The sequence below is a fragment of the Stenotrophomonas sp. YJH_SMC_14-1 genome (genome assembly GCF_059372275.1).
Window position 1 is genome coordinate 92,693 of the sequence record NZ_JCAFVK010000008.1, and the last position, 25,929, is coordinate 118,621.

Annotated in this window: 21 protein-coding genes; 15 read left to right on the plus strand and 6 right to left on the minus strand. The window is 68.3% G+C overall.

What is annotated here, in order from left to right; genetic code table 11:
- Window positions 1-50 precede the first annotated feature (50 nt).
- From AC5P9P_RS16580 to AC5P9P_RS16620, 9 genes are all read left to right on the plus strand, one after another.
- Window positions 51-1,301, plus strand: a complete 1,251-nt coding sequence (locus AC5P9P_RS16580; RefSeq protein WP_495232970.1) for an NAD(P)/FAD-dependent oxidoreductase — start codon at window positions 51-53, stop codon at window positions 1,299-1,301.
- Window positions 1,289-1,846 (plus strand): DUF3261 domain-containing protein, encoded by a 558-nt coding sequence (locus AC5P9P_RS16585; protein WP_005414865.1) that lies wholly within the window; start codon window positions 1,289-1,291, stop codon window positions 1,844-1,846. The genes AC5P9P_RS16580 and AC5P9P_RS16585 overlap by 13 nt, the downstream gene beginning before the upstream one ends.
- Window positions 1,843-3,027, plus strand: coding sequence for a beta-ketoacyl-[acyl-carrier-protein] synthase family protein (locus AC5P9P_RS16590; RefSeq protein ID WP_005411598.1), 1,185 nt, complete (start codon window positions 1,843-1,845; stop codon window positions 3,025-3,027). Before AC5P9P_RS16585 ends, AC5P9P_RS16590 begins: the two co-directional genes overlap by 4 nt.
- The gene (locus tag AC5P9P_RS16595; RefSeq protein WP_005411597.1) at window positions 3,024-3,479 is read left to right on the plus strand and encodes a hotdog family protein; all 456 of its coding nucleotides are present in this window, start codon (window positions 3,024-3,026) and stop codon (window positions 3,477-3,479) included. The genes AC5P9P_RS16590 and AC5P9P_RS16595 overlap by 4 nt, the downstream gene beginning before the upstream one ends.
- Window positions 3,476-4,207: a 3-ketoacyl-ACP reductase FabG2 gene (locus tag AC5P9P_RS16600; protein ID WP_033833812.1), complete on the plus strand. Its 732-nt coding sequence runs from the start codon at window positions 3,476-3,478 to the stop codon at window positions 4,205-4,207. The genes AC5P9P_RS16595 and AC5P9P_RS16600 overlap by 4 nt, the downstream gene beginning before the upstream one ends.
- Window positions 4,207-5,445, plus strand: coding sequence for a beta-ketoacyl-ACP synthase (locus AC5P9P_RS16605; RefSeq protein WP_049454941.1), 1,239 nt, complete (start codon window positions 4,207-4,209; stop codon window positions 5,443-5,445). Before AC5P9P_RS16600 ends, AC5P9P_RS16605 begins: the two co-directional genes overlap by 1 nt.
- Before the next feature lie 62 nt (window positions 5,446-5,507).
- A complete protein-coding gene (locus AC5P9P_RS16610; protein ID WP_005411594.1) occupies window positions 5,508-5,948 on the plus strand; it encodes a hypothetical protein in 441 nt (146 codons plus the stop codon).
- A gap of 160 nt (window positions 5,949-6,108) precedes the next feature.
- Window positions 6,109-6,369, plus strand: coding sequence for a YcgL domain-containing protein (locus tag AC5P9P_RS16615; protein WP_005411593.1), 261 nt, complete (start codon window positions 6,109-6,111; stop codon window positions 6,367-6,369).
- The gene (locus AC5P9P_RS16620) at window positions 6,362-9,700 is read left to right on the plus strand and encodes an ankyrin repeat domain-containing protein (protein ID WP_033833811.1); all 3,339 of its coding nucleotides are present in this window, start codon (window positions 6,362-6,364) and stop codon (window positions 9,698-9,700) included. Before AC5P9P_RS16615 ends, AC5P9P_RS16620 begins: the two co-directional genes overlap by 8 nt.
- Window positions 9,701-9,917: 217 nt before the next feature.
- Here AC5P9P_RS16620 and AC5P9P_RS16625 read toward each other — a convergent pair whose 3' ends face one another.
- Window positions 9,918-11,696, minus strand: a complete 1,779-nt coding sequence (locus tag AC5P9P_RS16625; protein ID WP_033833810.1) for a monovalent cation:proton antiporter-2 (CPA2) family protein — start codon at window positions 11,694-11,696, stop codon at window positions 9,918-9,920.
- A gap of 345 nt (window positions 11,697-12,041) precedes the next feature.
- On the opposite strand from AC5P9P_RS16625, the gene mgtE reads away from it, so the two are divergent.
- The gene (gene mgtE / locus AC5P9P_RS16630) at window positions 12,042-13,412 is read left to right on the plus strand and encodes a magnesium transporter (RefSeq protein WP_049403655.1); all 1,371 of its coding nucleotides are present in this window, start codon (window positions 12,042-12,044) and stop codon (window positions 13,410-13,412) included.
- A gap of 178 nt (window positions 13,413-13,590) precedes the next feature.
- Window positions 13,591-16,311, plus strand: coding sequence for a bifunctional acetate--CoA ligase family protein/GNAT family N-acetyltransferase (locus AC5P9P_RS16635; protein ID WP_495232971.1), 2,721 nt, complete (start codon window positions 13,591-13,593; stop codon window positions 16,309-16,311).
- A 62-nt stretch (window positions 16,312-16,373) separates the two neighbouring features.
- On the opposite strand, the gene AC5P9P_RS16640 is transcribed toward AC5P9P_RS16635, so the two are convergent.
- Window positions 16,374-16,754: a YbjQ family protein gene (locus AC5P9P_RS16640; RefSeq protein ID WP_033833807.1), complete on the minus strand. Its 381-nt coding sequence runs from the start codon at window positions 16,752-16,754 to the stop codon at window positions 16,374-16,376.
- Between the two features lie 131 nt (window positions 16,755-16,885).
- Between AC5P9P_RS16640 and AC5P9P_RS16645 the strand changes: the two genes are divergently transcribed.
- Window positions 16,886-17,587 (plus strand): alpha/beta fold hydrolase, encoded by a 702-nt coding sequence (locus AC5P9P_RS16645; protein ID WP_033833843.1) that lies wholly within the window; start codon window positions 16,886-16,888, stop codon window positions 17,585-17,587.
- Window positions 17,588-17,706: 119 nt separating this feature from the next.
- Here AC5P9P_RS16645 and dkgB read toward each other — a convergent pair whose 3' ends face one another.
- Window positions 17,707-18,516, minus strand: coding sequence for a 2,5-didehydrogluconate reductase DkgB (gene dkgB / locus AC5P9P_RS16650; RefSeq protein ID WP_012481584.1), 810 nt, complete (start codon window positions 18,514-18,516; stop codon window positions 17,707-17,709).
- Between the two features lie 114 nt (window positions 18,517-18,630).
- On the minus strand, window positions 18,631-19,845 hold the full coding sequence (locus AC5P9P_RS16655; protein ID WP_005411585.1) for an MFS transporter: 1,215 nt from the start codon (window positions 19,843-19,845) through the stop codon (window positions 18,631-18,633).
- Between the two features lie 105 nt (window positions 19,846-19,950).
- Between AC5P9P_RS16655 and AC5P9P_RS16660 the strand changes: the two genes are divergently transcribed.
- Window positions 19,951-20,853, plus strand: a complete 903-nt coding sequence (locus AC5P9P_RS16660; RefSeq protein WP_161771987.1) for a LysR family transcriptional regulator — start codon at window positions 19,951-19,953, stop codon at window positions 20,851-20,853.
- Between the two features lie 83 nt (window positions 20,854-20,936).
- Here AC5P9P_RS16660 and AC5P9P_RS16665 read toward each other — a convergent pair whose 3' ends face one another.
- On the minus strand, window positions 20,937-23,057 hold the full coding sequence (locus tag AC5P9P_RS16665; RefSeq protein WP_024958519.1) for a methyl-accepting chemotaxis protein: 2,121 nt from the start codon (window positions 23,055-23,057) through the stop codon (window positions 20,937-20,939).
- A 182-nt stretch (window positions 23,058-23,239) separates the two neighbouring features.
- On the opposite strand from AC5P9P_RS16665, the gene AC5P9P_RS16670 reads away from it, so the two are divergent.
- Entirely contained in the window at window positions 23,240-23,695 is a 456-nt protein-coding gene (locus AC5P9P_RS16670; protein WP_033833804.1) for an Rrf2 family transcriptional regulator, read from the plus strand.
- Complete coding sequence (locus AC5P9P_RS16675) at window positions 23,685-24,590, plus strand: NAD(P)/FAD-dependent oxidoreductase (protein ID WP_033833803.1); 906 nt, start codon at window positions 23,685-23,687, stop codon at window positions 24,588-24,590. The genes AC5P9P_RS16670 and AC5P9P_RS16675 overlap by 11 nt, the downstream gene beginning before the upstream one ends.
- Before the next feature lie 95 nt (window positions 24,591-24,685).
- On the opposite strand, the gene AC5P9P_RS16680 is transcribed toward AC5P9P_RS16675, so the two are convergent.
- The gene (locus AC5P9P_RS16680; RefSeq protein WP_049406694.1) at window positions 24,686-25,906 is read right to left on the minus strand and encodes an RtcB family protein; all 1,221 of its coding nucleotides are present in this window, start codon (window positions 25,904-25,906) and stop codon (window positions 24,686-24,688) included.
- Window positions 25,907-25,929: the final 23 nt, after the last annotated feature.

The following is a 25,929-nucleotide window of genomic DNA, read 5'->3' on the forward strand; positions in this document are numbered from 1 at the left end:
CCGCCTTCCGCTTTTCTTCTTTCCCCTGATCGAGCAACAAGGACGCCCCGATGAGTACTGCTGTGGATGCTGTCGAACGCACTGAAATCCTGATCATCGGCGCAGGCCCGGCCGGCTCCGTGGCCGCGGCGATGCTGCGCCAGCAGGGCCGACAGGTGCTGATGCTGGAGCGCCAGCAGTTCCCGCGCTTCTCCATCGGCGAAAGCCTGCTGCCACAGAGCATGGAGTACATCGAAGCAGCCGGGCTGCTGCAGGATGTGGTCGAGGCTGGCTTCCAGTACAAGAACGGCGCGGCCTTCGTGCACGGTGAAGCGCGTACTGCCTTCGACTTCCGGAAGAAGTTCTCGCCGGGCTGGGGTACCACCTACCAGGTGCAGCGCGCCGACTTCGACAACGTGTTGGCACGCGGCGCCGAGCGCATGGGAACCACGCTGCGTTTCGGTGATGAAGTGCTGTCGGTCGAACCCGGTGAACAGCCTGCGGTGAGCGTGCGCCGCCCGGATGGCAGCGAGTACCGCATCGAGGCCGATTTCATCCTCGACGCATCGGGCTTCGCGCGCCTGCTGCCGCGCCTGCTGCAGCTGGAATCGCCATCCAATTTCCCGGTGCGCGGCGCGATCTTCTGCCACGTGCGCGACAACATTCCGGCCGAAGCCGACTTCGACCGCAACAAGATCCTGATCACCACCCATCCCGAACACATCGACGTCTGGTACTGGACGATTCCATTCTCCAACGGCTGCTGCTCGCTGGGCGTGGTCGCCGAGCCGTCGTTCTTCGAGCACTACGAAGGCGACGACCTGCAGAAGCTGCAGGCCATCGTCGGCGAGGACCCCAACCTGACCCGCCTGCTGGCCAATGCCGAATGGGCGGTGCTGCCGGTGCGCCGCATCACGGGTTACTCGGCCAATGTCAGCTCGCTGTGGGGACCCGGCTACGCGTTGCTGGGCAACGCCGGCGAGTTCCTCGACCCGGTGTTCTCGTCCGGTGTGACCATTGCCTTCAAGTCCGCGCAGCTGGCCAGCGAGTGCCTCAAGCGCCGTTATGCCGGCCAAACCGTCGACTGGGAAGCTGAATTCTCGATCCCGCTGCGCGCCGGCGTGAAGACCTTCCGCCGCTTCGTGGAAAGCTGGTACCAGGGCGGCTTCCAGAAGATCATCTACCACCCGCAGCAGCAGCCCGAAGTGCGCGACATGATCAGCTCCATCCTGGCCGGTTACGCCTGGGACACCAAGAATCCGTATGTGGCCGATGAAAGTGGTCGCCGCATGCGCGTGCTGGAGGAATTGTGCAGCGCCTGATCTTCCGTACTGCGGCCCTGCTGCTGTGCCTGCTGCTGGCCGCCTGTGCCGGGCGCATGCCCAAGCCCCAGGTGGAGCTGCCGCCGCTGCGGCTGTCGCCGGCCAGCCTGCCGGCGCCGCTGGCCCTGCAGCAGCAGCTGCATTTCCGCTTCGGCAGCCATGAGCGCGACCTCGACGCGCTGCTGGAGGCCGACGCGCAGCAGGTGCAGCTGGCGGTGCAGGCGATGGGCCAGACCGGCGTGCGCCTGCAGTGGGACGGCCAGCAGCTGACCCAGCAGCGCGCGCCGTGGCTGCCGCCGCAGGTACGTGCCGAGCGTGTGCTGGATGACCTGCAGTTCGCGCTGTGGCCGACCGCGGCCATCGCCGCCGCGCTGCCGGCCGACTGGCAGGTCAGCGACGACGGCCAGCAGCGCAGCCTGTCGCGCGATGGCACGGTGTGGCTGCAACTGCAGCGCCTGGACGATGGCAGCGTGCAGCTGGACAACCGTGCCGAAGGCTATGCGCTGCGCATCGAATCGATCGACATGGCCGGACAGGACCGATGAGTGCACCGATCTACCTGAACGACCTGGGCGTGGTCTGCGCGCTCGGCGATGGCCGCGCCGCTGTCGCGTCGGCGATGTTCGCCGACGTGCCGGGCGGGCTCAGTGACAACGACAGCCTGTTGCCGGGGCGCACCCTGGCGCTGGGAGAAGTACGCACGCCACTGCCGGCGCTGGAGGAACTGCCGGTGGCCCTGCGCGGGCGCAACAACGCCCTGCTGGACGTGGCACTGGCGCAGATCGCTCCAGCGGTGGCCGCCGCGATCACCCGCCATGGCGCCGAGCGCGTGGCGGTGGTGCTGGGCACCAGCACCTCGGGCATTGGTGAGTCCGAGCAGGCCCTGCGCACCCACGCCGAACAGGGCCAGTGGCCGCAGGGCTTCGATTACGCCCAGCAGGAAATGGGTACTGCCGCGCAGTTCGTGCGCCAGCGCAGCGGCGCTCAGGGGCCCGCGTGGACCCTGTCCACCGCCTGCTCGTCCAGTGCCAAGGCATTGATGTCGGCTGCACGCATGCTGCGAGCCGGTATCGTCGACGCCGTGATCGCAGGCGGCGCGGACTCGCTGTGCCGCTTCACCGTGGCCGGTTTCAGTGCGCTGGAATCGGTGTCGGCCCTGCGCTGCAATCCGTTCTCGCAGCACCGCGCCGGTATCAACATCGGCGAGGGCGCCGCGCTGTTCCTGCTCACCCGCGAGCCGGGCCCGGTGTGCCTGGCCGGGTGGGGCGAATCGGCCGACGCTCACCATATGTCCGCCCCCGATCCACAGGGCCTGGGTGCCATCGATGCCCTGCAGCAGGCGCTGCAGCGCGCCGGCTGGGCGGCCGATGAAGTGGACTACGTGAACCTGCATGGCACCGCCACCGGGCACAACGATGCGATGGAAAGCCTGGCGGTTTCGCAGGTGCTGGGCAACGGCATTCGGGCCAGTTCGACCAAGCCCCTGACCGGCCATACGCTGGGTGCGTCAGGCGCGATCGAAGCTGCATTGTGCTGGATCGTGCTGGCCGAGAACCCGCAGCAGCAACTGCCACCGCACTGGTGGGACGGCGTGGCAGACCCCGCGCTGCCGGCACTGCCGCTGGTCGCACCGGCCACCCGCCTGGCGCAGGCACCGCGGCGGGTGCTGAGCAATTCGTTCGCCTTCGGCGGCAGCAATGCCGTGCTGGCGCTGGAGCGTCGATGAACATGCTGTATGCAATTGAAGAGGTGGTACCGCACCGCCAGGACATGTGCCTGCTGGAGCGCATCACGCACTGGGACCAGGACACCATCGAGGCGGAACTGGTGGTGCCCGAGGCCGGCCTGTTCGTGGAAAACCACGAAGTGCCGGCCTGGGTGGGCATCGAATACATGGCACAGGCCATCGCGGCCTGGGCCGGCTGCCGTGCGCGTGCAGCGGGCAAGCCGCCGCAGCTGGGCTTCCTGCTCGGCAGCCGCCGCTACAACAGCGCGCGCTGCAGCTTCCCCAGCGGCTCGCGGCTGCGCGTACAGGCGCGCTGCGAGCTGTTGGGTGACAATGGATTGGGGATGTTCGCCTGCCGCATCCTGGCGGGCGAGGACGAATGGGCGACAGCCAACGTGTCGGTGTTCGAACCGGCCGATGCGATGGCCTATCTGGAGAGTGGACAGGCATGACAGGGAATCGAAGCGTGCTGGTGACCGGCGCCAGCCGGGGCATCGGCCGGGCCATCGCGCTGCGCATCGCGCGCGATGGCTTCGAGGTGGTGGTGCATTGCCGCAGCCGCCTGGATGAGGCACAGGCCGTGGTGGCCGAGATCCACGCGTTGGGCCAGCAGGCCCGTGTACTGATGTTCGACGTGGCCGACCGCGAGGCCGCACGCGCCGCGCTGGAGGCCGATGTCGAAGCGCACGGCGCGTACTACGGCGTGGTCTGCAATGCCGGCATCGCCCGCGACGGCGCCTTCCCGGCACTGTCGGCGGAGGATTGGGACCAGGTCATCCACACCAACCTGGATGGCTTCTACAACGTGCTGCATCCGCTGATCATGCCGATGGTGCGTCGGCGCAAGCCGGGCCGCATCGTCACCCTGTCGTCGGTGTCCGGACTGGCCGGCAACCGCGGGCAGGTCAATTACAGTGCCGCCAAGGCCGGCATCATCGGTGCCACCAAGGCCCTGGCGCTGGAACTGGCCAGCCGCCAGATCACCGTCAACTGCGTGGCCCCGGGCCTGATCGAGACCGAAATGCTCAACGATGAAGTGATCGAACACGCGCTCAAGCTGATTCCCGCCGGCCGCGTCGGCCGTCCCGACGAAGTGGCGGCCACGGTGGCGTTCCTGCTGTCCGAACCGGCCGGCTACATCACCCGCCAGGTGATCTCGGTGAACGGGGGCATGCTCTGATGGCCACCGATCGTCGCGTCGTGGTGACCGGTGCGTCCGCGATCAGTCCGCTCGGCCATGACTGGCCGACCATCGAGGCGCACCTGCGCAGCTGCCGCAACGCGGTGCGCGCGATGCCCGAGTGGGATGTCTATGCCGGGCTGAACACCAAGCTGGCTGCGCCGGCGCAGGACTTCGCGCTGCCGCCGAACTACAACCGCAAGACCACCCGCTCCATGGGCAAGGTCGCGATCATGTCGGTGCGTGCCACCGAAGTGGCGCTGCGCGAAGCTGGCCTGCACGAGCACCCGGTGCTGCGCAGCGGTCGCACCGGCGTGGCCTATGGTTCCTCGTCGGGCAGCCACGAAGCCACCGGCGAGTTCGGGCGCATGCTCAACGAGTTCACCACCGAAGGCATCAGCGCCACCACCTACCTGAAGATGATGAGCCATACCGCGCCGGTCAACATCGGCGTGTTCTTCGGCCTGTCCGGGCGTGTCTACACCACCTCCAGCGCCTGCACCTCGGGCAGCCAGGGCGTGGGCGCGGCCTATGAAGCGATCCGCAGCGGCAAGCAGACGGTGATGGTCGCAGGTGGTGCCGAGCAGCTCGACGCTACCGCTGCGGCGGTGTTCGATACTCTGTTCGCCACCAGCGTGCGCAACGACGCGCCGCAGACCACGCCGCGCCCGTTCGATGCCGGCCGCGATGGCCTGGTGCTGGGCGAGGGTGCCTGCACGCTGATCCTGGAAGACCTGGAGCACGCGCAGGCGCGCGGTGCCACCATCCTTGCCGAGGTGGTCGGCTACGGCACCAACAGCGACGGCCAGCACGTCACCCAGCCCAGCGCCGACACCATGGCCCAGGCCATGCGCCTGGCGCTGGATGATGCGGGCCTGGAGGCGGCGCAGATCGACTACGTCAACGCCCACGGCACCGCCACCGATCACGGCGACATCGCCGAGACCCAGGCCACCGCGCAGGTGTTCGGCAGCCGCGTACCGATCAGCTCGCTGAAGAGCTACGTCGGCCACATGCTCGGTGCCTGCGGTGCGTTCGAGGCCTGGCTGAGCATCGAGATGATGCGTGCCGGCTGGTTCGCCCCCACGCTGAACCTGGCCGAGGTTGACCCGCGCTGCGGCCAGCTCGACTTCATCACCGGGCAGGGCCGCGAATTGCAGGCCGAGTACGTGATGAGCAACAACTTCGCCTTCGGCGGCATCAACACCTCGCTGGTGTTCCGCCGCTGGAGCGAATGATCCACCGTCCCATCCCGCCTTTTTCCTCAACCCACCCGCACCACCGACAAGGAGATGTTCCGATGCGCCGCACCCTGATGATCGCCACGGCCACTGCACTGCTGGCCCTGACCTCCACCGCCTCCGCCCGCGACACCCGCGTTGAGCAGTCCCTGCAGGAGCTGGTCACCTCGCAGGCCGCCCGGGACGCCGGCATCGACGGCAGCGTGCGCTTCTACCTGGCCGGCCAGCCGGTCAGCGTGCAGCAGCGCCTGGGCGAGGACGTGACCAACAAGAAGACCAACGCCGCCAACAAGAGCGATGCCGAGGCCTGCCGCTGGGTCGCGCTGTCTGCGCTGCGCGCACTGCAGGACGGCGCCAAGTCGCGCGGTGCCAACGCGGTGGTCGACATCGTCAGCTACTACAAGAAGAACGAGTTCAAGAGCAGCACCAACTACGAATGCTATGCCGGTACGATCCTCGCTGGCGTGGCGCTGAAGGGCACCTACGCCAAGGTCAAGTAAGCGACCGCAGGGCAGCGGCGTTGCCTGAACGCCGCCGCCACATTGCTGAACCCCGTCGGGGAAACGCCGTCGATCACGCCGCCATCGTCGGCCGACGGCTTTCCCCGGTGTCGGCTTTCCGACACAATCATGGCTCTTCCCGGGTTATCGTCCCGCGGACATGCACGCCTACGTCTATAAAAGCCAACTCAAGCCTGACACCTACGTCTACGTTCCCCGACGCGATGATTTCAGCGCGCTGCCTGCGCCGCTGCTCACCTCGCTGGGTGCGCTCACCTTCGTCCTGGACGTGGCCCTGGATGCCCAGCGTCGCCTGGCCCAGGCCGACCCGGACAAGGTTCGCAGTGACATGAGCGAGCGCGGGTTCTACCTGCAGGTGCCGCCGTCGGTGGCCAGCCTGATGCCGCGCCACTATGACTGACGTCTCCCGTCCGCGCGCCCTGTCGATCGCCTTCGCCGTGGGCGCCTTGCTGGCACTGGGTGCTGCCGTGGGCGGCGTTGCCGGTGCCATCCTCGCCGCCCTGGCGCAACCGGCGTTCGCGCTGGGCGTATCGTGGTGGCGGCGCAGCCGTGCGCTGCTGCCGCTGAAGGTGGTTGCACGCCAGGACCTGCCGGCGCTGCTGGCACTGTGGGCGGCCGCACCGCTGCTGCTGGCGCTGCTGCTGGCCTGGCCGCTGGCGGCGCTGCGTGACAGCGGCAGCCTTGCGGCGGTGCTGGGCCTGAGCGTGCTGGTCAGTGCCGGCCTGCTCGCTGCCTGGCGCACCTGGCCGTTGTGGAACGATGTCGAACGGCTTGATGGCCGCCTGGCCCATCATTGGCAGGCGCTGGCCGGTCGCGACCTGACCGCCTGGCGCGGTCTCGGCGTGGCGGCGCTGGTGATCGCGCTGGCCGCGCTGGTGGTGCTGCCGGCCTGGCCCGGACTGCTGCCGGAGAGCGCGCGCTGGCCCGCTGCGCTGGCCGTGGTGGTGGTGTCTCCCGTGCTGCACCTGCTGCTGCAGCGGGTCGCGCCGGCGCCGCTGGTGTCGTTGCGACCCAGCCCGATGGCGACGTCCTGCGCAGAACACGAACCGATGTTCGCTGCCGCGGCCGAGACCGCGCCGCTGGAGGCGATGGCACCGCAGGAGCTGACCCCGGCCCTGTATGAAGCCGCCCGCCACGGCCGCATCGACCGCGGCCTGCAGCTGCTGCAGGCCGGCGCCGATCCGTATGCGCTGCCCGACCCGAACTGGCGCGACCAGCGCAGCCTGGCGGTGCTGGCGGCGGTGCTGCCGGACCTGCGCCTGCTGCGCGAACTGATTGCCCGCGGCGTTGACGTGAACGCGCCGCACCGGGGCATGACCCCGCTGCTGGCCGCCACCCGCGACAGCTGGCATGGCCGCCCCGAAGCCGTGATGACCCTGCTCGCCAACGGTGCCGATTCGCGTGCCACCGACAGCGATGGCAACACCCCGCTGCACCATGCCGCGCGCAGTTCCGACCCAGGCGTGGCCGCGCTGCTGCGCGATGCCGCCGCCGAAGTCGATGCGCTGAACAACGAGGGCTGGTCGCCGCTGGCCGTGGCCTGCCAGGTCGGCAACTGGCGCCTGGCCCGCTTCCTGCTCGAACGCGGTGCGCGCAGCGAACCGGCAGAGGGCACTCCGGTGCTGCTGGCCGCCGCCGCCACCGAAGACGACGATCCGGCTGGCGTGCAGCTGCTGCTCAAGCACAAGGCGCGTGCCGACGCGCGTGATCGCCAGCGCCGCAGCGCGCTGCACGAGGCGGCGCTGGCCGGCCACGTTGAAATCATCGGCGTGCTGCTGGCCGCCGGTGCCAACCTGGAAGCACGCGATGCACTGGGGCGTACGCCCTGGCTGGAAGCCGCCCGTGCCGGGCGTGCCGCGGTGGTCGAACACTTGCTGCCGCACAAGCCGGACCTGGTTGCCGTCGACGGCGAAGGGCGCAACGCAGTGCAGCTGGCGGTGATGGCAGAGGATGTCTCGCCGTTGCTGGTCAAGCGCCTGGTGGAGCTGGGCATCGCCGCCGACGCGACCGATCCGGTCGGTCGCCGTGCAGTGGACTACGCTGCCGAAGCCGGGCGCTGGGCGATTGTCGCGTTGCTGGATCCGTCCTATCCATTGCCGGCCGCGGTCAGTGACGGCCTGGCCGAGCGTGGCGAAGCCGCCAGTGCCAGCGGCCTGCTGCCGGACCGCCCGCCGCTGACCCTGCTGCGCGAAGCGCTGGGCTTCGGCAACACCGAAGGCATGGCCGCGCTGGCCAAGCTGTGCCAGCCGGAAGAACTGGGCGGCCTGCTGCTCGACCCCGAGCTGGCGCTGGAGCCGCGCGCGGTGGATTGGCTGCTGGGCCACGGCGCCGATCCCTACGTGCGCGACGCCTGTTCCGATACCCCCATGTTCGCGTTGCTGTCGCGCGGCATTGATGCGGTGCCGGCGTTGCAGGTGATGTTGCAGCGTGGCTTGTCGCCGGCCGGACGCGGTGGCCTGGCGCGCTTCCTGGCGGCCTGTGCGCAGCACGACCAGGCCGCCCGTGGCCTGGAACAGCTGGCGCTGGAATTGCTGGAGCGTGGCGCCGATCCGTTCGCGGCTTCGCCGGCCGGTGATCCGCCGTTGTCACTGGCGGTGCGCCTGGGCTGGCTGCGCCTGCAGCAGGCGCTGCTCAAGGCGGGCGTCGATCGTGAAGCGCGCGACAGCCATGGCATGACCGCATTGCATCTGGCCACCGCATTGGCCCGCGAAGGCGCGCTGAAGCTGCTGGTGCAGCACGGTGCCTCGCCGGAAGCACGCGCCGCCGATGGCCAGACGCCGCTGGGCGTGGCGCTGTCGATTGGTCGCCGCGATCTGGCCGACTGGCTGGACTGGCGGGTGTGGCCGTTGCCGCGCCGCACCCTGCGCGAGTCCGATCTGCCGGCCGCCGCAATGGCCGGTGACGTGGATGCGGTACGCCGCCTGATCGATCTGGGCTTCGCCGTCGATGCGGTTGATGCGCAGGGCTGCACCGCGCTGCTGCGCGCCGCCGGCGGTGGCCATCTGGCGGTGACCGACCTGTTGCTGGCGCGTGGCGCTGATCCGCAGCATGCAGCGGCCAGTGGTGCCACGCCGCTGTCGGCGGCGGTCAGCATGCGCCAGGTGGACATCGTCTCGGCCCTGCTCGACGCTGGCGCCAAGCTGGAACACCGCCTGCCGGGCGGCGTGACCGTGCTGATGCTGGCGTCCGCGCTGGGCCTGCCGGACATCGTTGCGCGCCTGCTCACCGCCGGTGCCGACGTGCACGCCGGTGACGCCCAGCAGCTGGGCCCTCTGCACTGTGCCGCGCTGTATGGCTTCAGTGCCCGCGACCGCTCGCGCCTGCTCGCCCTGCTCGACACCCTGCTGCTGGCCGGTGCCGAACCGGACCAGGCCGCGGCCGGTGCGGTCACGCCGCTGCTGCTGCTGCTGGGCGCACGCGCCGAGCCCGGCACCGCCTGCGACGAACAGGTGGTGATGGCTGCGGTGGAACGTCTGCTGGACGAAGACGTGAGCCTTGAGGTGCGTGATCCGCGCGGCTTCGGACCGCTGCACCTCGCGGCCCTGCACGGCCTGCCGCTGCTGGTGCAGCGCCTGCTGCGCGCTGGTGCCGATCCGGAGGCGCGCGACAGCCTCAACCGCAGCCCACGCGAGATCGCGGTGATGCGTGGCTTCATCGACGTGGCCGGCGAGTTCGAACCGCGCGTGCCGGGTGTCTCGTCGATGGCGCGGTTCCTGCGCGACAACGGTTGAGCACCGGGGTCGGATCCCTTTCCCACGGAAAGGGCTCTGACCCCGGCATCGCGTCATCCACGCATGGCGTGGATCCACTGCTGGAATCCGCAGTGGGTAGTGCCGGCCGCTGGCCGGCAACCTCCTGAAACCTTCGGGATCACGAGGCTGCCGGCCAGCGGCCGGCACTACCGGGTCCATCAGCCATCGGGTGGGTGCCGACCGTTGGTCGGCACGCCTACTTGCCGTCGCTTTCCGCGTCGGCCTCGAACAGATGCATCAGGTCGTTGCGTGCGTCGCGCGAGGTCTGGATCACCGCTGCCTCGTCGTCGTACACCAGGTACTGGTCGCGCAGCAGCTGCTCATCGTGCTCGCGGAAGCGCTGCACGTGGCGCTCGGCCACGTCCGGTGCCACGCCCAGCGCGGTCAGCACGCGGCCGCTCATCTCCAGGCTGGTGCCGAACACTTCGCGGAACGGCTCGGCCGACATGTCCATCAGGCGCCACGCATGCTGGCGGTTGCGTGCACGCGCCAGCACCGTCGCGTCCGGGTACAGCCGGCGCACCATGCGCACCGCGCGCAGGTTGGTTTCCGGGTCATCCACGGTGATCACGAACACATCGATGTGCTCGCCCCCGGCCGCGCGCAGCATCTCCGGCCGGGTCGGGTCGCCGTAATACAGCTGGTTGCCGAATCGGCGCAGGTCGGCCACGGTATCCGGGTTCGCCTCCAGCGCCACGAACGGCACCTTCTGCGCGGTCAGCAGGCGCGCGATCACCTGGCCGAAGCGGCCCATGCCGGCGATCAGCACCTTGGGCCGGTTGTCCGGCGCCACCTTGTCGGCCTCGGCCGGCTCGCGCGGAGTGGCTTTCTCCTGGCCGAGCAGTTTCAGCAGCGCGATCATCAACAGCGGCGTGATCGCCATTGACAGGCCGACGATCGCCACCAGCCGGTCGTGGTTGGCGTTGCCCAGCAGGTGCGCGCGCTGTGCCTCGTTGAACACCACGAAGGCGAACTCACCGCCCAGCCACAGGACGCTGCCCAGCAGCAGCGATTGCCGCGAGCTGAGCCGGGCGACACGTCCAACCGCGTAGAGCAGGCTGAACTTGACCACCAGCAGGATGCCGACACCTGCGGCGATCAGCCACGGCTCGGCGGCGATGCGGTCCAGGTCGATGCCCATGCCCACCGCGATGAAGAACAGGCCCAGCAGCAGCCCCTTGAACGGCTCGATCTGCGCTTCCAGCTCATGCCGGAACTCCGAATCGGACAGCAGCACGCCGGCCAGGAACGCGCCGAGGCTGGGGCTGAGGCCGGCTTCCTGCATGAACCAGGCGGTGCCCAGCACCACCAGCAGGGCGGTGGCAGTGAATACTTCCGGGCTGCGGGTGCGCGCAATGATGCTGAACACCTTGCGCAGCACCGGTCGTCCGCACAGGATCACCACCGACAGCGCACCCAGCGCCACGGCCGCATCTTCCCAGCGCAGGGTCTCGTTCTTGACCCCGCCCAGCAGCGGGATGGCCGCCAGCAGCGGGATCGCGATCAGGTCCTGGAACAGCAGGATGGCAAAGCCCAACCGGCCGTGGTCGCTGTTGATCGCCTTGTGCTCGGACAGCAGCTGCAGGCCCACCGCCGTGGATGACAGCGCCAGCGCCACGCCTACCACCAGCGCGCTCTTCCACTGGAAGTGGTCGAGCAGCAGCAGGCCGCCCAGCACCAGCCCGGACAGCGCCACCTGCGCCGCACCGGCACCGAACACCGAGCGCCGCATCACCTTCAGGCGTGCCGGCGACAGCTCCAGGCCGATCACGAACAGCAGCATCACCACGCCGATCTCGGCGGCGCCGAGGATGCGGTCGGCGTCCTGCACGAAGCCCAGCCCGTCCGGGCCGAGCACCACGCCCGCCGCCAGGTAGCCCAGTACCGCGCCGAAGCCGAACTTCTTGAACACCGGCACGGCGATGACCGCCGCCAGCAGCAGCACCAGGGCCAGTTCCAGACCACCGCTATGCATGGGAATACCTGGTCATCGGCGGAGCCCGCTGTGCGTCCATTCGGGTGGGGGAAGGGGTGGCGAGTGCCACCGCGTCATTATGCGCGCCGGCCTGTGTATGCACGAGAACAACCTGCCGGGCAGGCGCCCTGCGCACAGCGGCCGGGTTGACCTGCATGGTCCACGGGTCCAGACTGCCCGCCGCTGGCGGCGCGTCCGTCGGCACACGCATCCCGGAGTCCCCAACCCATGTCCAGCGACAGTAGAAGTCGACCTCGTTCGACGCCAGCGATGGCCACCGCCTGACATCGGGACGGTTTGCCTGCGTTGGCGTTGCGCGAGGTCGCACCCCACAAGGCAAACCCGATGAACCAGAAGCAATTGCTGCGCCCGGTGGCCGATGCCGCCGCACTGGCCGCGCCGCTGGCGAACTTCAACACCGCCGATGCGGTGGAATTCCTCAACACGCTGGAATTGACCCGCGCCGCGGAAACGCTGGCTGCGCTGCCGTTGCCGCGTGCAGTGAAAATGCTGGAAGCGCCGGAACTGCACCGCAGCGGCGAACTGGTGGCTGCGCTGCCGCCGGCGCGCGCTGCCGCCCTGCTCGGCTTGATGGCCGACGACCGCGCCACCGACATCGTCCATGAGCTGGATGAGGAAGAACGCGCGCGGTTGATCCCGCTGCTGGGCACCGACGCCCGCCAGGCCATCCAGAAGCTGCTCAGCTACCCGCCGAACACCGCCGGCGCGCTGATGACCACCGAGTACGTGGCGGTACCCGCCAGCTGGACCGTGGCGCAGACCCTGCAGCACATCCGCCAGGTCGAGCGCACCCGTGAAACGGTGTACGCGATCTACGTGCTGGACCCGGACAGCCAGCAGCTGCAGCAGGTGGTGACCATGCGCCGGCTGATCACCGGCCTGCCGGAGGAGTCGATCCTGGACGTGGCCCAGGTCAATCCACCGGTGACGGTGGACGCACTGATGGACCAGGAAGAAGTGGCACGGCTGATCCGTCGCCACGACCTGCTGGCGATCCCGGTGGTCGATGCGCAGCAGCAGATGCTCGGCATCGTCACCGTGGACGACGTGCTCGATGCGCTGATCGAGGAATCCACCGAGGACGCGCACAAGTTCGGCGGCATGGAAGCACTGGACAAGCCGTACATGCAGATCGGCTTCTTCGAGATGCTGCGCAAGCGCGCCGGCTGGCTGAGCGTGCTGTTCCTGGGCGAGATGCTGACCGCCAGCGCGATGCAGCACTATGAAGACGAACTGGCGCGCGCGGTGGTGCTGACCCTGTTCATTCCGCTCATCATGAGTTCGGGCGGCAACTCCGGTTCGCAGGCCACCTCGCTGCTGATCCGCAGCCTGGCGCTGCGCGAACTGCGCCTGCGCGACTGGTGGAAGGTGGCCCTGCGCGAAGTGCCCACCGGCATGGTGCTGGGCGCGATCCTCGGCTGCCTGGCCATCGTGCGCATCGTCATCTGGCAGCTGGGTGGCCTGCATGACTACGGCGAGCACTGGATCCTGCTGGCGATCACCATCGGTGCGGCGCTGGTCGGCATCGTCACGTTCGGCTCGCTGTCCGGATCGATGCTGCCGTTCATCCTGAAGCGGCTCGGCTTCGACCCGGCCAGTGCCTCGGCCCCGTTCGTGGCCACGCTGGTGGACGTGACCGGGCTGGTGATCTATTTCAGCATCGCCGCGATGATCCTGCACGGCACGCTGTTGTAGGCCGGGGTCGTTTACTGGGTCGGATCCCTTCGCGCAGCGAAGGGCTCGGACCCCTGAAGCAGCGTGCTCCGGTAGTTGCCGACCTTGGTCGACACGCAAGGGTCACGCAAGGGTCAGATCCCTTTCCTGGGGAAAGGGATCTGACCCCATCGCCATGGAATTTGGTTACCGTAGGCGCATGAGTACCTACCACCTGCAGTCCGTGTTCCGTCCGCAGTCGGTCGCGGTGATCGGCGGCAGCCCACGTCAGCGCTCGGCCGGACGTGCGGTGATGCGCAACCTGCGCGGCACCGGCTTCCCCGGCAAGGTGGCGTGGATCAACCCGCGGCATGCCGAAATCGATGGCATCCGCACCGTGAAGCGGCTGAAGGACCTGGACTGGGTGCCGGATCTGGTGGTGATCACTGCGCCGGCGTCGATCGTGCCGCAGGTGGTGCGCACCGCTGCCGAACGCGGCGTGCAGGCGGCAATCATCCTCACCGCGCACCTGGGTGAAGGCCCGAGCTCGCTGTCGGCGCAGGTGGAGGCGGTGGCGCGCAAGCATGGCCTGCGCATCCTCGGCCCACACTGCCTGGGTGTGATTGCACCGCACGCACGGCTCAATGCCAGCATCGCCGCGCACTTCCCGCAGGCCGGTGATCTTGCGTTGATCTCCGAATCCTCGGCCATTGCCGCCGCGCTGGTGGAGTGGGGCGTGGCCCGCTCGGTCGGGTTTTCCGCGGTGGTCTCGCTGGGCGACACGATGGACGTCGACTTCGGTGACCTGCTCGACTACTTCGCCACCGACTACCGCACCCGCGCCATCCTGCTCTACGTCGAGCAGATCAAGGATGCGCGCAAGTTCATGTCGGCCGCGCGTGCCGCCGCCCGCGCCAAGCCGGTGGTGGTGGTGAAGTCCGGCCGCGCCGAGCGCGTGCAGCCGGGCAGCCGCGATACCCATGTGCAGGCCCTGGCCCGCGCCGACGACGTGTATGGCGCCGCGTTCAACCGCGCCGGCCTGCTGCGCGTGGGCGCGCTGGACGAACTGTTCACGGCCGCCGAATCGCTGGGCCGGTTGGGGACCTTCCCCGGTCGTCGCCTGGCCATTCTCAGCAATGGTGGCGGTGTCGGCCGCCTGGCCGTGGACCAGCTCATTGCACTGCGTGGCACGCTGGCCAACCTGTCCGACAGCACGGTCGAGAAACTCGACGCCGTGCTGCCGCAGGGCTGGTCGCGCAGCAACCCGGTCGACATCGTGGTCGACGCCGATGGTGACCGCTATGCCGCCGCCATCGAGGCGCTGCTGGCTGACAACGAGAATGATGCGGTGATGGTGGTCAACGTGCCGACCGCATTCACTTCATCCGCAGACGCCGCACAGGCGCTTACCCGCACGCTCGGACTGCGCCCGCGCCATCACCGCGACAAGCCGGTATTCGCGGTGTGGCTGGGCAACGATGACCAGGCCACCGCCACGCTCAACGCGGCACGGGTGCCGACCTATCCGACCGAGGCCGAAGCGGTGCGCGGCTTCCAGCATCTGGTGCGTTACCGCGAAGCGCAGAACGCCCTGATGGAAACACCACCCAGCCTGCCGCAGGACTTCAGTGTCGACGCTGCGGCCGCACGCGCGCTGGTCGATGCGGCATTGGCCAACGGCCAGCAATGGCTGGACCCGTTGGCCACCCACGAACTGCTCAAGGCCTACGGCATTCCCTCCGCGCCGGTGATGCACGCGCGCGATGCGCACGAGGCAATGGACCTGGCGCAGCCGTTGCTGGAGCGTGGCGCCAGCGTGGCGCTGAAGATCCTGTCCCCGGACATTCCGCACAAGTCGGAAGTGGACGGCGTGCGCCTGAACCTGTCCACGCTGCCGGCGGTGCAGAGCGCGGCCAACGCGATCCTGTCGCGCGCACGCCAGCTGCGGCCGGATGCGCGCATCGATGGCCTGCTGGTGCAGCCGACCATCGTTCGCCCGAAGGCGCGCGAGTTGATCGTCGGCATTGCCGATGACGCGACGTTCGGCCCGGTGATCGTGGTCGGCCGTGGCGGTACCGCGGTTGAAGTGATCAATGACAAGGCGTTGGCGCTGCCGCCGCTGGACCTGCGCCTGGCCCACGAGCTGATCGGCCAGACCCGCGCCTCGCGCATCCTCAAGGCCTATGGCGATGTGCCTGCCGCCGACGAGCGCGCACTGGCGTTGGCGCTGGTCAAGCTGGCGCAGCTGGCCGCCGACATTCCCGAAGTGCGTACGCTGGACATCAATCCGCTGCTGGTCGACGGCAAGGGCATCCTCGCCCTCGACGCACGCGTGGCGGTGGCGCCGTCGCGCATCCTGCACAAGGGCCGTGGTCATCCGCGTTTTTCGGTGTTCCCGTACCCGAAGGAGTGGGAGCGCACCATCGAACTGTCCGATGGCGGCCGCGCCTTCGTGCGTCCGGTGCGGCCGGAGGATGACGCGTTGTTCCGTGCGTTCTTCGCCCGCGTCAGCGACGAGGACCTGCGCCTGCGCTTCTTCCAGTCGGTGAAGCACTTCAGCCACGAGTTCATCGCGCGCCTGACCCAGCTCGATTACGCACGCTCGATCGCACTGGTGGCGATCGAACCGCGCAGTGGCGAAATGCTCGGCGCGGTGCGCCTGCACGCCGATGCCGATTACCACCGTGGCGAGTACGGCATCCTGATCCGCTCGGACCTGAAGGGGCACGGCATCGGCTGGCGGCTGATGGCGATCATGATCGAGTACGCCAAGTGGCTGGGCCTGGACGTGGTCGAGGGCCAGGTACTGCGCGAGAACAGCACCATGCTGGCGATGTGCCAGAGCCTGGGCTTCAAGACGAAGCTGGACCCGGATGACCCGACGGTGATGATGGTGACCCTGCCGGTGCAGCAGGTCGAGGTGCCGGCGGCACCGCTGTAGAGTCGAGCTCGCTCGACTGTTGCCATCGAAAGCAGTCGAGCAAGCTCGACTCTACGACCAGGCTACCGCATCGGTTCCACCACCACTGCCGTGCCGTAGCACAGCACTTCGGTCAGCCCGGTCATCACATCGGTGGCGTCGTAGCGCATGCCGATGATCGCGTTGGCGCCCAGCTGCCGCGCGTGCTTGACCATGTCGCGGTAGGTTTCCTCGCGGGCCTGTTCGCACAGCTCGGTGTAGATGGTGATGTTGCCACCGAACAGGGTCTGGATGCCGCCGAGGAAATTGCCGACGATCGAGCGCGAGCGCACGGTGATGCCGCGCACCACGCCCAGGTTGCGCACCACGCGATGGCCGGGCAACTCGAAGGCGGTGGTGACCAGTGAATCGTCGAAACGTGTCAGCGAGGTCGTCGGGTTGCCGCTGTTGTAAGGGTCTGCCATGGCCGCATCCTTGGAACGGGTAGGGTCGAGGGCTGCATCCTAGCGTGTCGTCGCGCTGCTGGGCCGGTTCTGCAACGCACAGGGCCAGCCACGGCATGTCCTTGCCACCGCACCGGCGCGACAATACCCGCATGACCGACCGTATCCCCCTGCTGCTGCTGCCTGGCCTGCTCAACGATGCCGAACTGTGGCGCGCGCAGTTGGCCGATCTGGCCGACATCGCCGATTGCACGGTAGGCGACCAGACTCGCGGCGAGACCCTGCAGGCGGTGGCCGAGGACGTGCTGGCGCAGGCGCCGGAACGCTTCGCCCTCGCCGGTTTCTCGCTGGGTGGCTTCGTCGCCCAGCAGATCCTGCGCATCGCGCCGGAACGCGTGCTGCAGCTGGCGCTGGTCGATACCTCGATCCACGCCGATTCACCGGAACGTGCCGAACAGCGCCGCAGCCAGCGCGCCAGCGTGCGCCTGCCCGGCAAGTTCCATGGCTTCGGCGATGTGCTGATGCGCAGCTACATCGATGCCTCGCGGCTGGATGATTACGTGCTGGTGCAACGTGTGCGTGACATGACCGCCCGCCTGGGCGCGGACGTGTTCCTGCGCCAGAGTGCGCTGGAACGCCGTGACGGCCATGACGTGCTGGCTGGCTACCGCGATCCGCTGTTGATCATCTGCGGGGCCAACGACCGCATTACGCCACTCGCGGTCAGCGAGGAAATGCACGCCCTGGTGCCGCACTCGCAGCTGGTGGTGGTGCCGGACTGCGGGCACCTGGCCCCGATGGAGAAGCCGGACGAGGTCAGTGTGGCGATGCGCGGGTGGTTGCTGCAGGGCTAGGCCAAAGCCGCTTCTGGTGGGTGCGGACCTTGGTCCGCACGGTGTTTCAATGATCCATCAGAGGTCAGTGCCGACCAAGGGCGGCACCTACCGATTCCGATCCGCAACCGCGGTCGGGATCAATCCCAGGCGGGTGCAATCCCTTCCGGATTCGCCAGGCGATGGCCACGGTCCAGCTTGGCGATCTGCGCCATGTCTTCGTCGGTCAGGCGGATCGCTGCCGCTTCCAGGTTGCTCGACAGGTTCTCGCGCTTGGTCGACGACGGGATCACCGAGAAGCCCTGCTGCAGCGCCCAGGCCAGCGCGATCTGCGCCGGAGTGGCCTGGTGGCGGCCGGCAATGGCCTGGATCACCGGGTCCTTGATCACCTCGCCATAGGCCAGGCTCATGTAGGCGGTGACGTGGATGCCGTTGTCCTGCAGGAACTTCACCAGCAGGCGGTTCTGCAGGTAGGGATGGATCTCGATCTGGTTGGTGGCGATGGCATCGGCGCCAAGGATCTCGATGGCCTTGCGGGTCTGGGCGATGGTGAAGTTGGAGATGCCGATCGCCTTCGTCAGGCCCTGTGCCTTGGCCTCGGCCAGCGCCGGCAGGTACTCCTCCATCGGCACGTCGACCTTGTCGTTCGGCGACGGCCAGTGGATCAGCGTCAGGTCCACATGATCGGTGCGCAGCTTTTCCAGACTGGTACGCAGGCTGGCCAGCAGCGCTTCGCGCTTGAACGCGGTGATCCAGACCTTGGTGGTCAGGTAGATCTCTTCGCGCGGCACGCCGGAATCGGCGATGGCCTGGCCGACCTCGGCTTCATTGCCGTAGATCTGCGCGGTATCGATGGCGCGGTAGCCGACATCCAGCGCATTGCGCACCGAGTCGATCACGGTCTGGTCTTTCAGGCGGAAGGTGCCGAGACCGAAGGCGGGGACAGTCATGGGGAGCTCCAGCAGAGGGGAGGGATGCGAATATCCAGCAAAGGGTAGGCCAGTGGCCGCATGCGTGCCGGCAACGGTGCATTGCACCACCGTACCGGCAGGGCATGACCTATCTCAATGCGTGGCCACGGCGATGCCATCGGCGCGGTCATCGATGCCGTCGCGGCGGTCCAGGCGGCCGCTGAGCACGGTCAATGCATACGCACCCACCACCACCAGCGCGCCCAGCCACGGCGTGTGCATCAGGCCGATGTTCTCCACCACCAGGCCGCCGAGCGAGGCGCCCAGCGCGATGCCGATGTTGAAGGCGGCGATGTTCAGCCCCGATGCGACGTCGGTGGCCTGCGGCGCATAGCGCTGAGCCTGCTTGACCACATACACCTGCAGGCCGGGCACGTTGCCGAACGCCACCGCACCCAGTGCCAGTACCGTCAGCAGCATCAGCCAGGTGTTGTAGGCGGTGAAGGTGAGCACGAACAGCACGACGGCCAACAGGGCGAAGATGCGCTTCAGTGCGGGCACCGGGCCCATGCGGTCGGCCATGCGCCCGCCCCACAGGTTGCCGATCGCCACCGACACGCCGTACACCAGCAGCACCAGGCTGACTGCGTTTGCCGAGAAACCAGTGACGTCCTGCAGGATCGGCGCCAGATAGGTGAAGGCCAGGAAGGTGCCGCCGTAGCCCAGCGCGGTCATCGCATAGACCAGCAGCAGGCGGGGTTGGGCGAGTACGGCCAGCTGCTGGCGGAAGCTGGCCGGCGCACTCTGCGGCACGCTGCGCGGCACGAACAGCAGCGCGCCGAGCAGGGCGATCACGCCCAGCGCGGCCACCGCCAGGAAGGTGGCGCGCCAGCCCAGGTGCTGGCCGATGAAGGTGCCCAGCGGTACACCGGTCACCAGCGCCACGGTGAGGCCGGTGAACATGATGGCGATCGCGCTGGCGGCCTTCTCCTTCGGCACCACCGCGGTGGCGATGATCGAACCGATCGAGAAGAACACACCGTGGGCGAGGCCGGTGAGGATGCGGGCGACGATCAGCGAGGTGTAGCCCGGCGCCAGGAAGGCGATGACGTTGCCGAGGGTGAACAGCACCATCAGCGCCACCAGCAGCGACTTGCGCGGTACGCGGCCGGTGAGCGCGGTCAGCACCGGCGCACCGATGGCCACGCCGAGGGCATACAGCGAGACCAGCAGGCCGGCCGAGGGCAGGCTGACCTGAAGGTCGGCGGCAATGGTGGGAATCAGGCCGACGATGACGAACTCGGTGGTGCCGATGGCGAAGGCACCGAGGGTCAGCGCCAGCAGGGCGAGGGGAATGCCACGGATCATGACCGGCTCCGGAGGGAAGGAAGGCGCGCAGTGTGCGCGGCGCACCTTTGCCGAAAAACCGGTCTTCACGCCAATCACTATTGCCGTCCAGTCAATAATGGCGGCATGAAGACCACTCTCGATGAAATGCAGGCCTTCCTCGCGGTGATAGACAGCGGGTCGATCAGTGCTGCCGCCGAACAGCTGGGGCAGACGCCGTCGGGCGTGAGCCGGGCGCTGGGGCGTCTGGAAGACAAGCTCGGCACCACCCTGTTGACCCGTACCACCCGCCGCCTGCACCTGACCGCAGAGGGCGAGGCCTATCTGCGCCATGCACGGGCGATCATCGATGCGGTGGAGTCCGCCGAGGAACAGATGGCCGCCCGCCGCGAGCGCCCGGCCGGGCGCCTGCGCGTGGATGCGGCGATGCCGTTCGTGCTGCACGTGATCGCGCCGCTGGTGGCCGGGTACCGCGCGCGCTACCCGGAGGTGCAGCTGGAGTTGAACAGCTCCGAGCGCTACATCGACCTGCTGGAACGGCGCACCGACCTGGCGATCCGGATCGGGCCGCTGGCCGACTCCACCCTGCATGCGCGGCCGTTGGGTCGCTGCCAGCTGCGGCTGGTGGCCAGTCCGGCCTACCTGGCGGCACACGGCGAACCGGCCAGCGTCGCCGCGCTGGGCCAGCACACCCTGCTCAGCTTCAACGAACCGGAATCGTTGAATCACTGGCCGCTGCCGGGCGATGCCGATGGCCTGCTGCGGGTGCGTCCGGATATCGCGGTGTCCAGCGGCGAAACACTACGCCGACTGGCGGTGGAAGGCGTGGGCATCACCTGCCTGTCCGACTTCGTGACCGACCGCGACCGCGCCGCCGGCACTCTGGTGCCGGTGCTGGCGACGCAGACGCTGGATGTGTACCAGCCGATCCACGCGGTGTATTACCGCAACACGGCGGTGTCGGCGCGGATCAGCTCGTTCCTGGATTACCTGGCTGAAGCGATGGCGCGGAGCGATTACCTGCGCTGAGGTCGTGGTGGGGTTGCCGGGCAGCGGCCGGCACTACCGTTCATCGCGGGGTAGTGCCGGCCGCTGGCCGGCAACCGGATCAATCAGGCCGCGCGCGCCAGCGCGTCCTTCGCTGCGGCGGTGGTCGACAGATCGAACACATCCACCGCGTCGATCAACCGGTTCGCCTGCTGCTCCAGGCTGCGCGCGGCGGCGCTGGCTTCCTCCACCAACGCGGCATTCTGCTGGGTGGTGCCGTCCATCTGGATCACGGTCTGGCTGACCTGTTCGATGCCCGCGCTCTGCTCCTGCGATGCGGCGGAGATCTCGGCCATGATGTCGGTGACGCGCTGCACCGACGCCACGATCTCGGCCATGGTGTCACCGGCCTCGCGCACGCGCCGTGCACCGTGGCCGACCTGTTCCACCGACGCTTCGATCAACGCCTTGATCTCCTTCGCGGCTGCCGCCGAACGCTGTGCCAGGGTGCGCACTTCGCTGGCAACCACCGCGAAGCCGCGGCCCTGCTCGCCGGCGCGTGCCGCTTCCACCGCGGCGTTCAGCGCCAGGATGTTGGTCTGGAAGGCGATCCCGTCGATCACGCTGATGATCTCGGCGATCTGCCGCGACGAGGTTTCGATCGCGCCCATCGTCGTCACCACCTGGCCGACCACGCTGCCGCCGTGAGAGGCAACGGTGTGCGCGCCGATCGCCAGCTGGTTGGCCTGGCGCGCATGCTCGGCGTTCTGGCGCACGGTGGAGGTCAGTTCCTCCATCGATGCCGCCGTCTCTTCCAGGTTGGCGGCCTGCTGTTCGGTACGGCGCGACAGATCGTTGTTGCCGGCGGCGATCTCCGCCGCCGCCGTGTGGATGTTGCCGGAGGCGTGCTTGATGTCGGTGACGATGGTTGCCAGCTGCGTAGCGGTGGTGTTCGCGTCGCCGGCGATACGCGCGAACACGCCCTGGAAATCACCGTGCATGCGCGCGCCGAGGCGGCCATCGGCAATCGCGCGCAGCATGCTGGAGACCTCGCCGAGGTTCAGTTCGGTGGTCTGCATCAATCGGTTCAAGCCGTCGACCATTGCGCGGAAATCATGCTCGAAGCGTGCGCTGTCGCCGCGCTGGCTGAAGTCACCGGCGGCGGCGGCTTCGGCCAGGCGGCGGATCTCGCCGTTGATCATGCCGAGATTGGCCTTGGCCGTATCCAACGCGTTGGTGATCACGGCCTTTTCGCCGGGCAGGCGTTCCATGTCCTGGCTGAGGTCACCGACGGCATAGCGGCCCATGATCGAGATCGCGCGCATCTTCACCTGGATGTGCGCGTCAACCAGCGTGTTGCAATCGGCCACCATGGTGCCGAACGCGCCCGGGAACGCACTGGCATCCATGCGATGGCTTATGGTGCCGGCGTCATGCGCCTGCGCCATCGTCGCCTGTGCGTCCAGTACGCCGCGCAGCGTGGACTGCACCGCCTGCATCGCCTGCGCGAGGCGACCGATCTCGTCGCGGCTGCGCACCTGCACCACGTGCTGCAGATCACCGGCGGCCACGGCACGCGCAGCGGCTTCCACCGCCAGCACCGGCTGCACCACCGCGCGCCGCAGCCACCAGGCCAGGCCCATCAGCAGCAACACGGCGGCCAGCACGGTCAGCGCCGCGCACAGCAGCAGGGTCTGCCGCGCCTGCTGCGACCGCGCCGCTACGGTTGCTTCGGCCACCTGCGTGGCATGCGTGCTCAGCGCATCCAGTGCGGTCGCCACCGGGCGGTCCTTGCCACGCACCAGGTTGTCGCCGGCGGCGGGATCGTAGCCGGCTTCCGCAAACGCCTGCAGGGCGGCGTGGTAGTCCTTCTGCAGCTGCGTGTGCAGGCCGATGAAGGACTGTGCCAGTTCGCGCGTGCGTATGTCCGGGCTGGCTACGAGGCCCCTGGCCAGCTGCTCGACCAGGCGGCCCTCGCTGTCAAAGGCGTCCAGATGGCGCTGGCGCAGCGCGTCGTCGTGGCCGCGCAGCAGCACGTTCTTCCATTCCTGCACCTGGCCGCGGAACTCGCGCTGCAGGCGTTCGGCGTCGCGGCTGTGCGCGACTTCGGGTGGAACCTCGGTGGACAACTTCAACCAGGCGGAGGCCAGGCCCGCCAATGCGCACAGCAGGACCACGGCCAGACCAACAGAAACCGCGCCGAGCAGCTTGGACTGCAGGCGCGGAGCACGGACAGACGCTTTCATGGAAGGGACTCTCGGGAAGGGGCAATGCGGTATCGACCTGTCCCCTCGCGTCTGAAGTGCGACGCTCATCACATTACCGTTTCGTTTAGTGATGTGAAGGGGATGTTTCATAGGACAAATGTGTCCATATGGAACGAAAGAAGACTCTCGACAGAGAATTTAAATGTAACTATTGTTGTTACATGAAATCCGCGAATCCACTGTCCGACGCCCTGCATGTGATGGCGCATCTGGTCGGCCATGCCGCCCCGCGCACGTCCGAGCAGCTGGCGTCCTGCCTGCCGACGCATCCGGTGGTGATCCGTCGCCTGCTGGCGCAGCTGCACAAGGCCGGCCTGGTGCGCAGCACCCGCGGCCACGGCGGCGGCAGCCTGCTGGCACGCGATGCCGCGGCGATCACCCTGCATGACATCTACCTGGCGGTGGGCGCACCACCGCTGGTCCAGGTCGGCGCACGCGACTCCGGCGGTGGCTGCCCGATCCAGCAGCTGGTCAACAGCGCCCTGCTCGAGGGTGCACGCGAGGCGCAGCGCCTGCTCGAACAACGCTTGCAGGCGACCACCCTGGACCAGCTCGGCGCCGACTTCGCCCGCCATCTTGCCCATCACCGTTCCCTGGAAGGTCACCATGAATCCTGATGTGCTCATCGTCGGCGGCAGCTATGCCGGCATTGCCGCCGGCCTGATCCTGGCCCGTGCCCGTCGCCCGGTCACCGTCATCGACGCCGGTTCGCCGCGCAACCGTTTCGCCAGTCATTCGCACGGGGTGCTCGGGCTGGATGGCATCAGTGGCGCCGAGCTGCTGAAGACCGCGCGCCAGCAGCTGCTGGACTACCCCACGGTGCGTTGGGTGCATGCCGAAGCCGTGCAGGCCACCGCCCGCGCCGAAGGCGTGGAAGTGCGTACCGCCGATGGCCAGGCGCTGGCCGCGCGCAAGCTGCTGCTCGCCAGCGGTATTGCCGACCAGTTGCCGGCGTTGCCGGGCCTCGCCGAGCGCTGGGGCAGCACCGTGCTGCACTGCCCGTACTGTCATGGCTATGAAGTGGGTGGTGGTGCCATTGGCCTGCTTGGTGGTCATCCGATGTCCGCCAGCAAGGCGCCGCTGTTCGCGGACTGGGGCAATGTCACGTTCTTCAGCATGGGACTGGACATCACGGATGAGGAGCGCGCCGCCATGCAGCAGCGCGGCGTGCAGATCGAGACGTCACCCGTGCTGGGCGTGCAGGGCGACCAGCCGACCTGGCTGGAAGTGGAGCTGGCCGACGGCCGCCGAATCGCCCAGCGTGCGTTGTTCGTGCCGGCCACCCAGGCGATGGCCACGCCATTGGTGCAGCAGCTGGGCTGCACGTTGGTCGAGAGCCCGCTGGGCGTGCTGATCGAGGTCGATGCGATGAAGCACACCTCGGTGCCGAACGTGTATGCCGCAGGCGATGCGACCACGGTGGGCAACATCACCCTGGCCATGGCCGAAGGCGTGCGCGCGGGCATCGGCGTGCACCATGCGCTGGTGGCCGAGGACAGCGTGCCGCGCTGAATGTGCCGGGGTCAGATCCCTTTCGCAGAAAGGGATCTGACCCCCGACGCCACGTGTTGCTCTGGTAGAGGCCGGCCTTGGCCGGCACCGCTCCATTACCCCTTCACGCACAGCACCTGCCGCAGGGTGTGCACCACCTCGACCAGGTCCAGCTGCGCGGCCATCACATCGTCGATCGACTTGTACGCGGCCGGTGACTCGTCCAGCACGCCGCTGTCCTTGCGGCATTCCACGTGCGCGGTGGCCTCGCGGTGCTGGGCCAGCGTGATCTGCTGGCGCGCCGTGCCACGGCTCATCACCCGGCCGGCGCCGTGGCTGCAGCTGTGGAAGCTGTCCGCGTTGCCCTTGCCGCGCACGATGTAGCTGCGCGTGCCCATGCTGCCGGGAATGATGCCCAGCTCGCCCTCACGCGCGCTGACCGCACCCTTGCGCGTCACCAGCAGTTCCTGCCCGTGGTGCGTCTCCTTCTGCACGTAGTTGTGGTGGCAGTTCACCGCCATCGCCGCCAGCTGGAACTTCGGCAGCCGGTGGCGCATCTCGGCCAGCACGCGCGACATCATCGCCTCGCGGTTCTGCCGGGCGTAGTCCTGCGCCCACGACACCGCTTCAACGTAGTCATCGAACAGCGGCTCGCCTTCCATGAAGAACGCCAGGTCCTTGTCCGGCAGGTGGAAGCCCAGCACGCGCCGCGCCAGTTCCTCGCGCGCCTTCTCGATGAAGTAGGTGCCGATCAGGTTGCCGGTGCCGCGCGAGCCGCTGTGCAGCATCACCCACACCGTGTCCGTCTCGTCCAGGCACAGTTCGATGAAGTGGTTGCCGCCGCCCAGCGTACCCAGCTGGCGGTCGAGCTTGTCGGTGCGGATCCTGCGGTGCTTGTCCTTGATCTTCTCCAGGCCGGCGGCCAGCCCGGACTGCACCAGCCGGGTGTGGATGCTGTCGGGCATGCGGTGATGTTCGCCGCCACGGCCATTGCCGACCGGGATGCTGCGCTCGATGCTGTTGCGCAGCTGCCGCAGGTCATCGGGCAGGTCATCGGCGCGCAGCGTGGTACGCACCGCCGCCATGCCGCAGCCGATGTCGACGCCGACCGCGGCCGGGATGATCGCCCCGCGGGTCGGGATCACCGAGCCGACGGTCGCGCCCTTGCCCAGGTGCACGTCCGGCATCACGGCCACCCACGGCCCGACGAACGGGATCGCGGCGATGTTGCGCAGCTGCTCATGTGCCTGCGCTTCCAGCGGCACTCCGTTGACCCAGCCCTTGATCGGCGTGGTGCCCTCGGCATGCAGCCATTGATAGTTCTGTTGAGTGTCCATGTCTTCTTTAATGTCCTTGATGG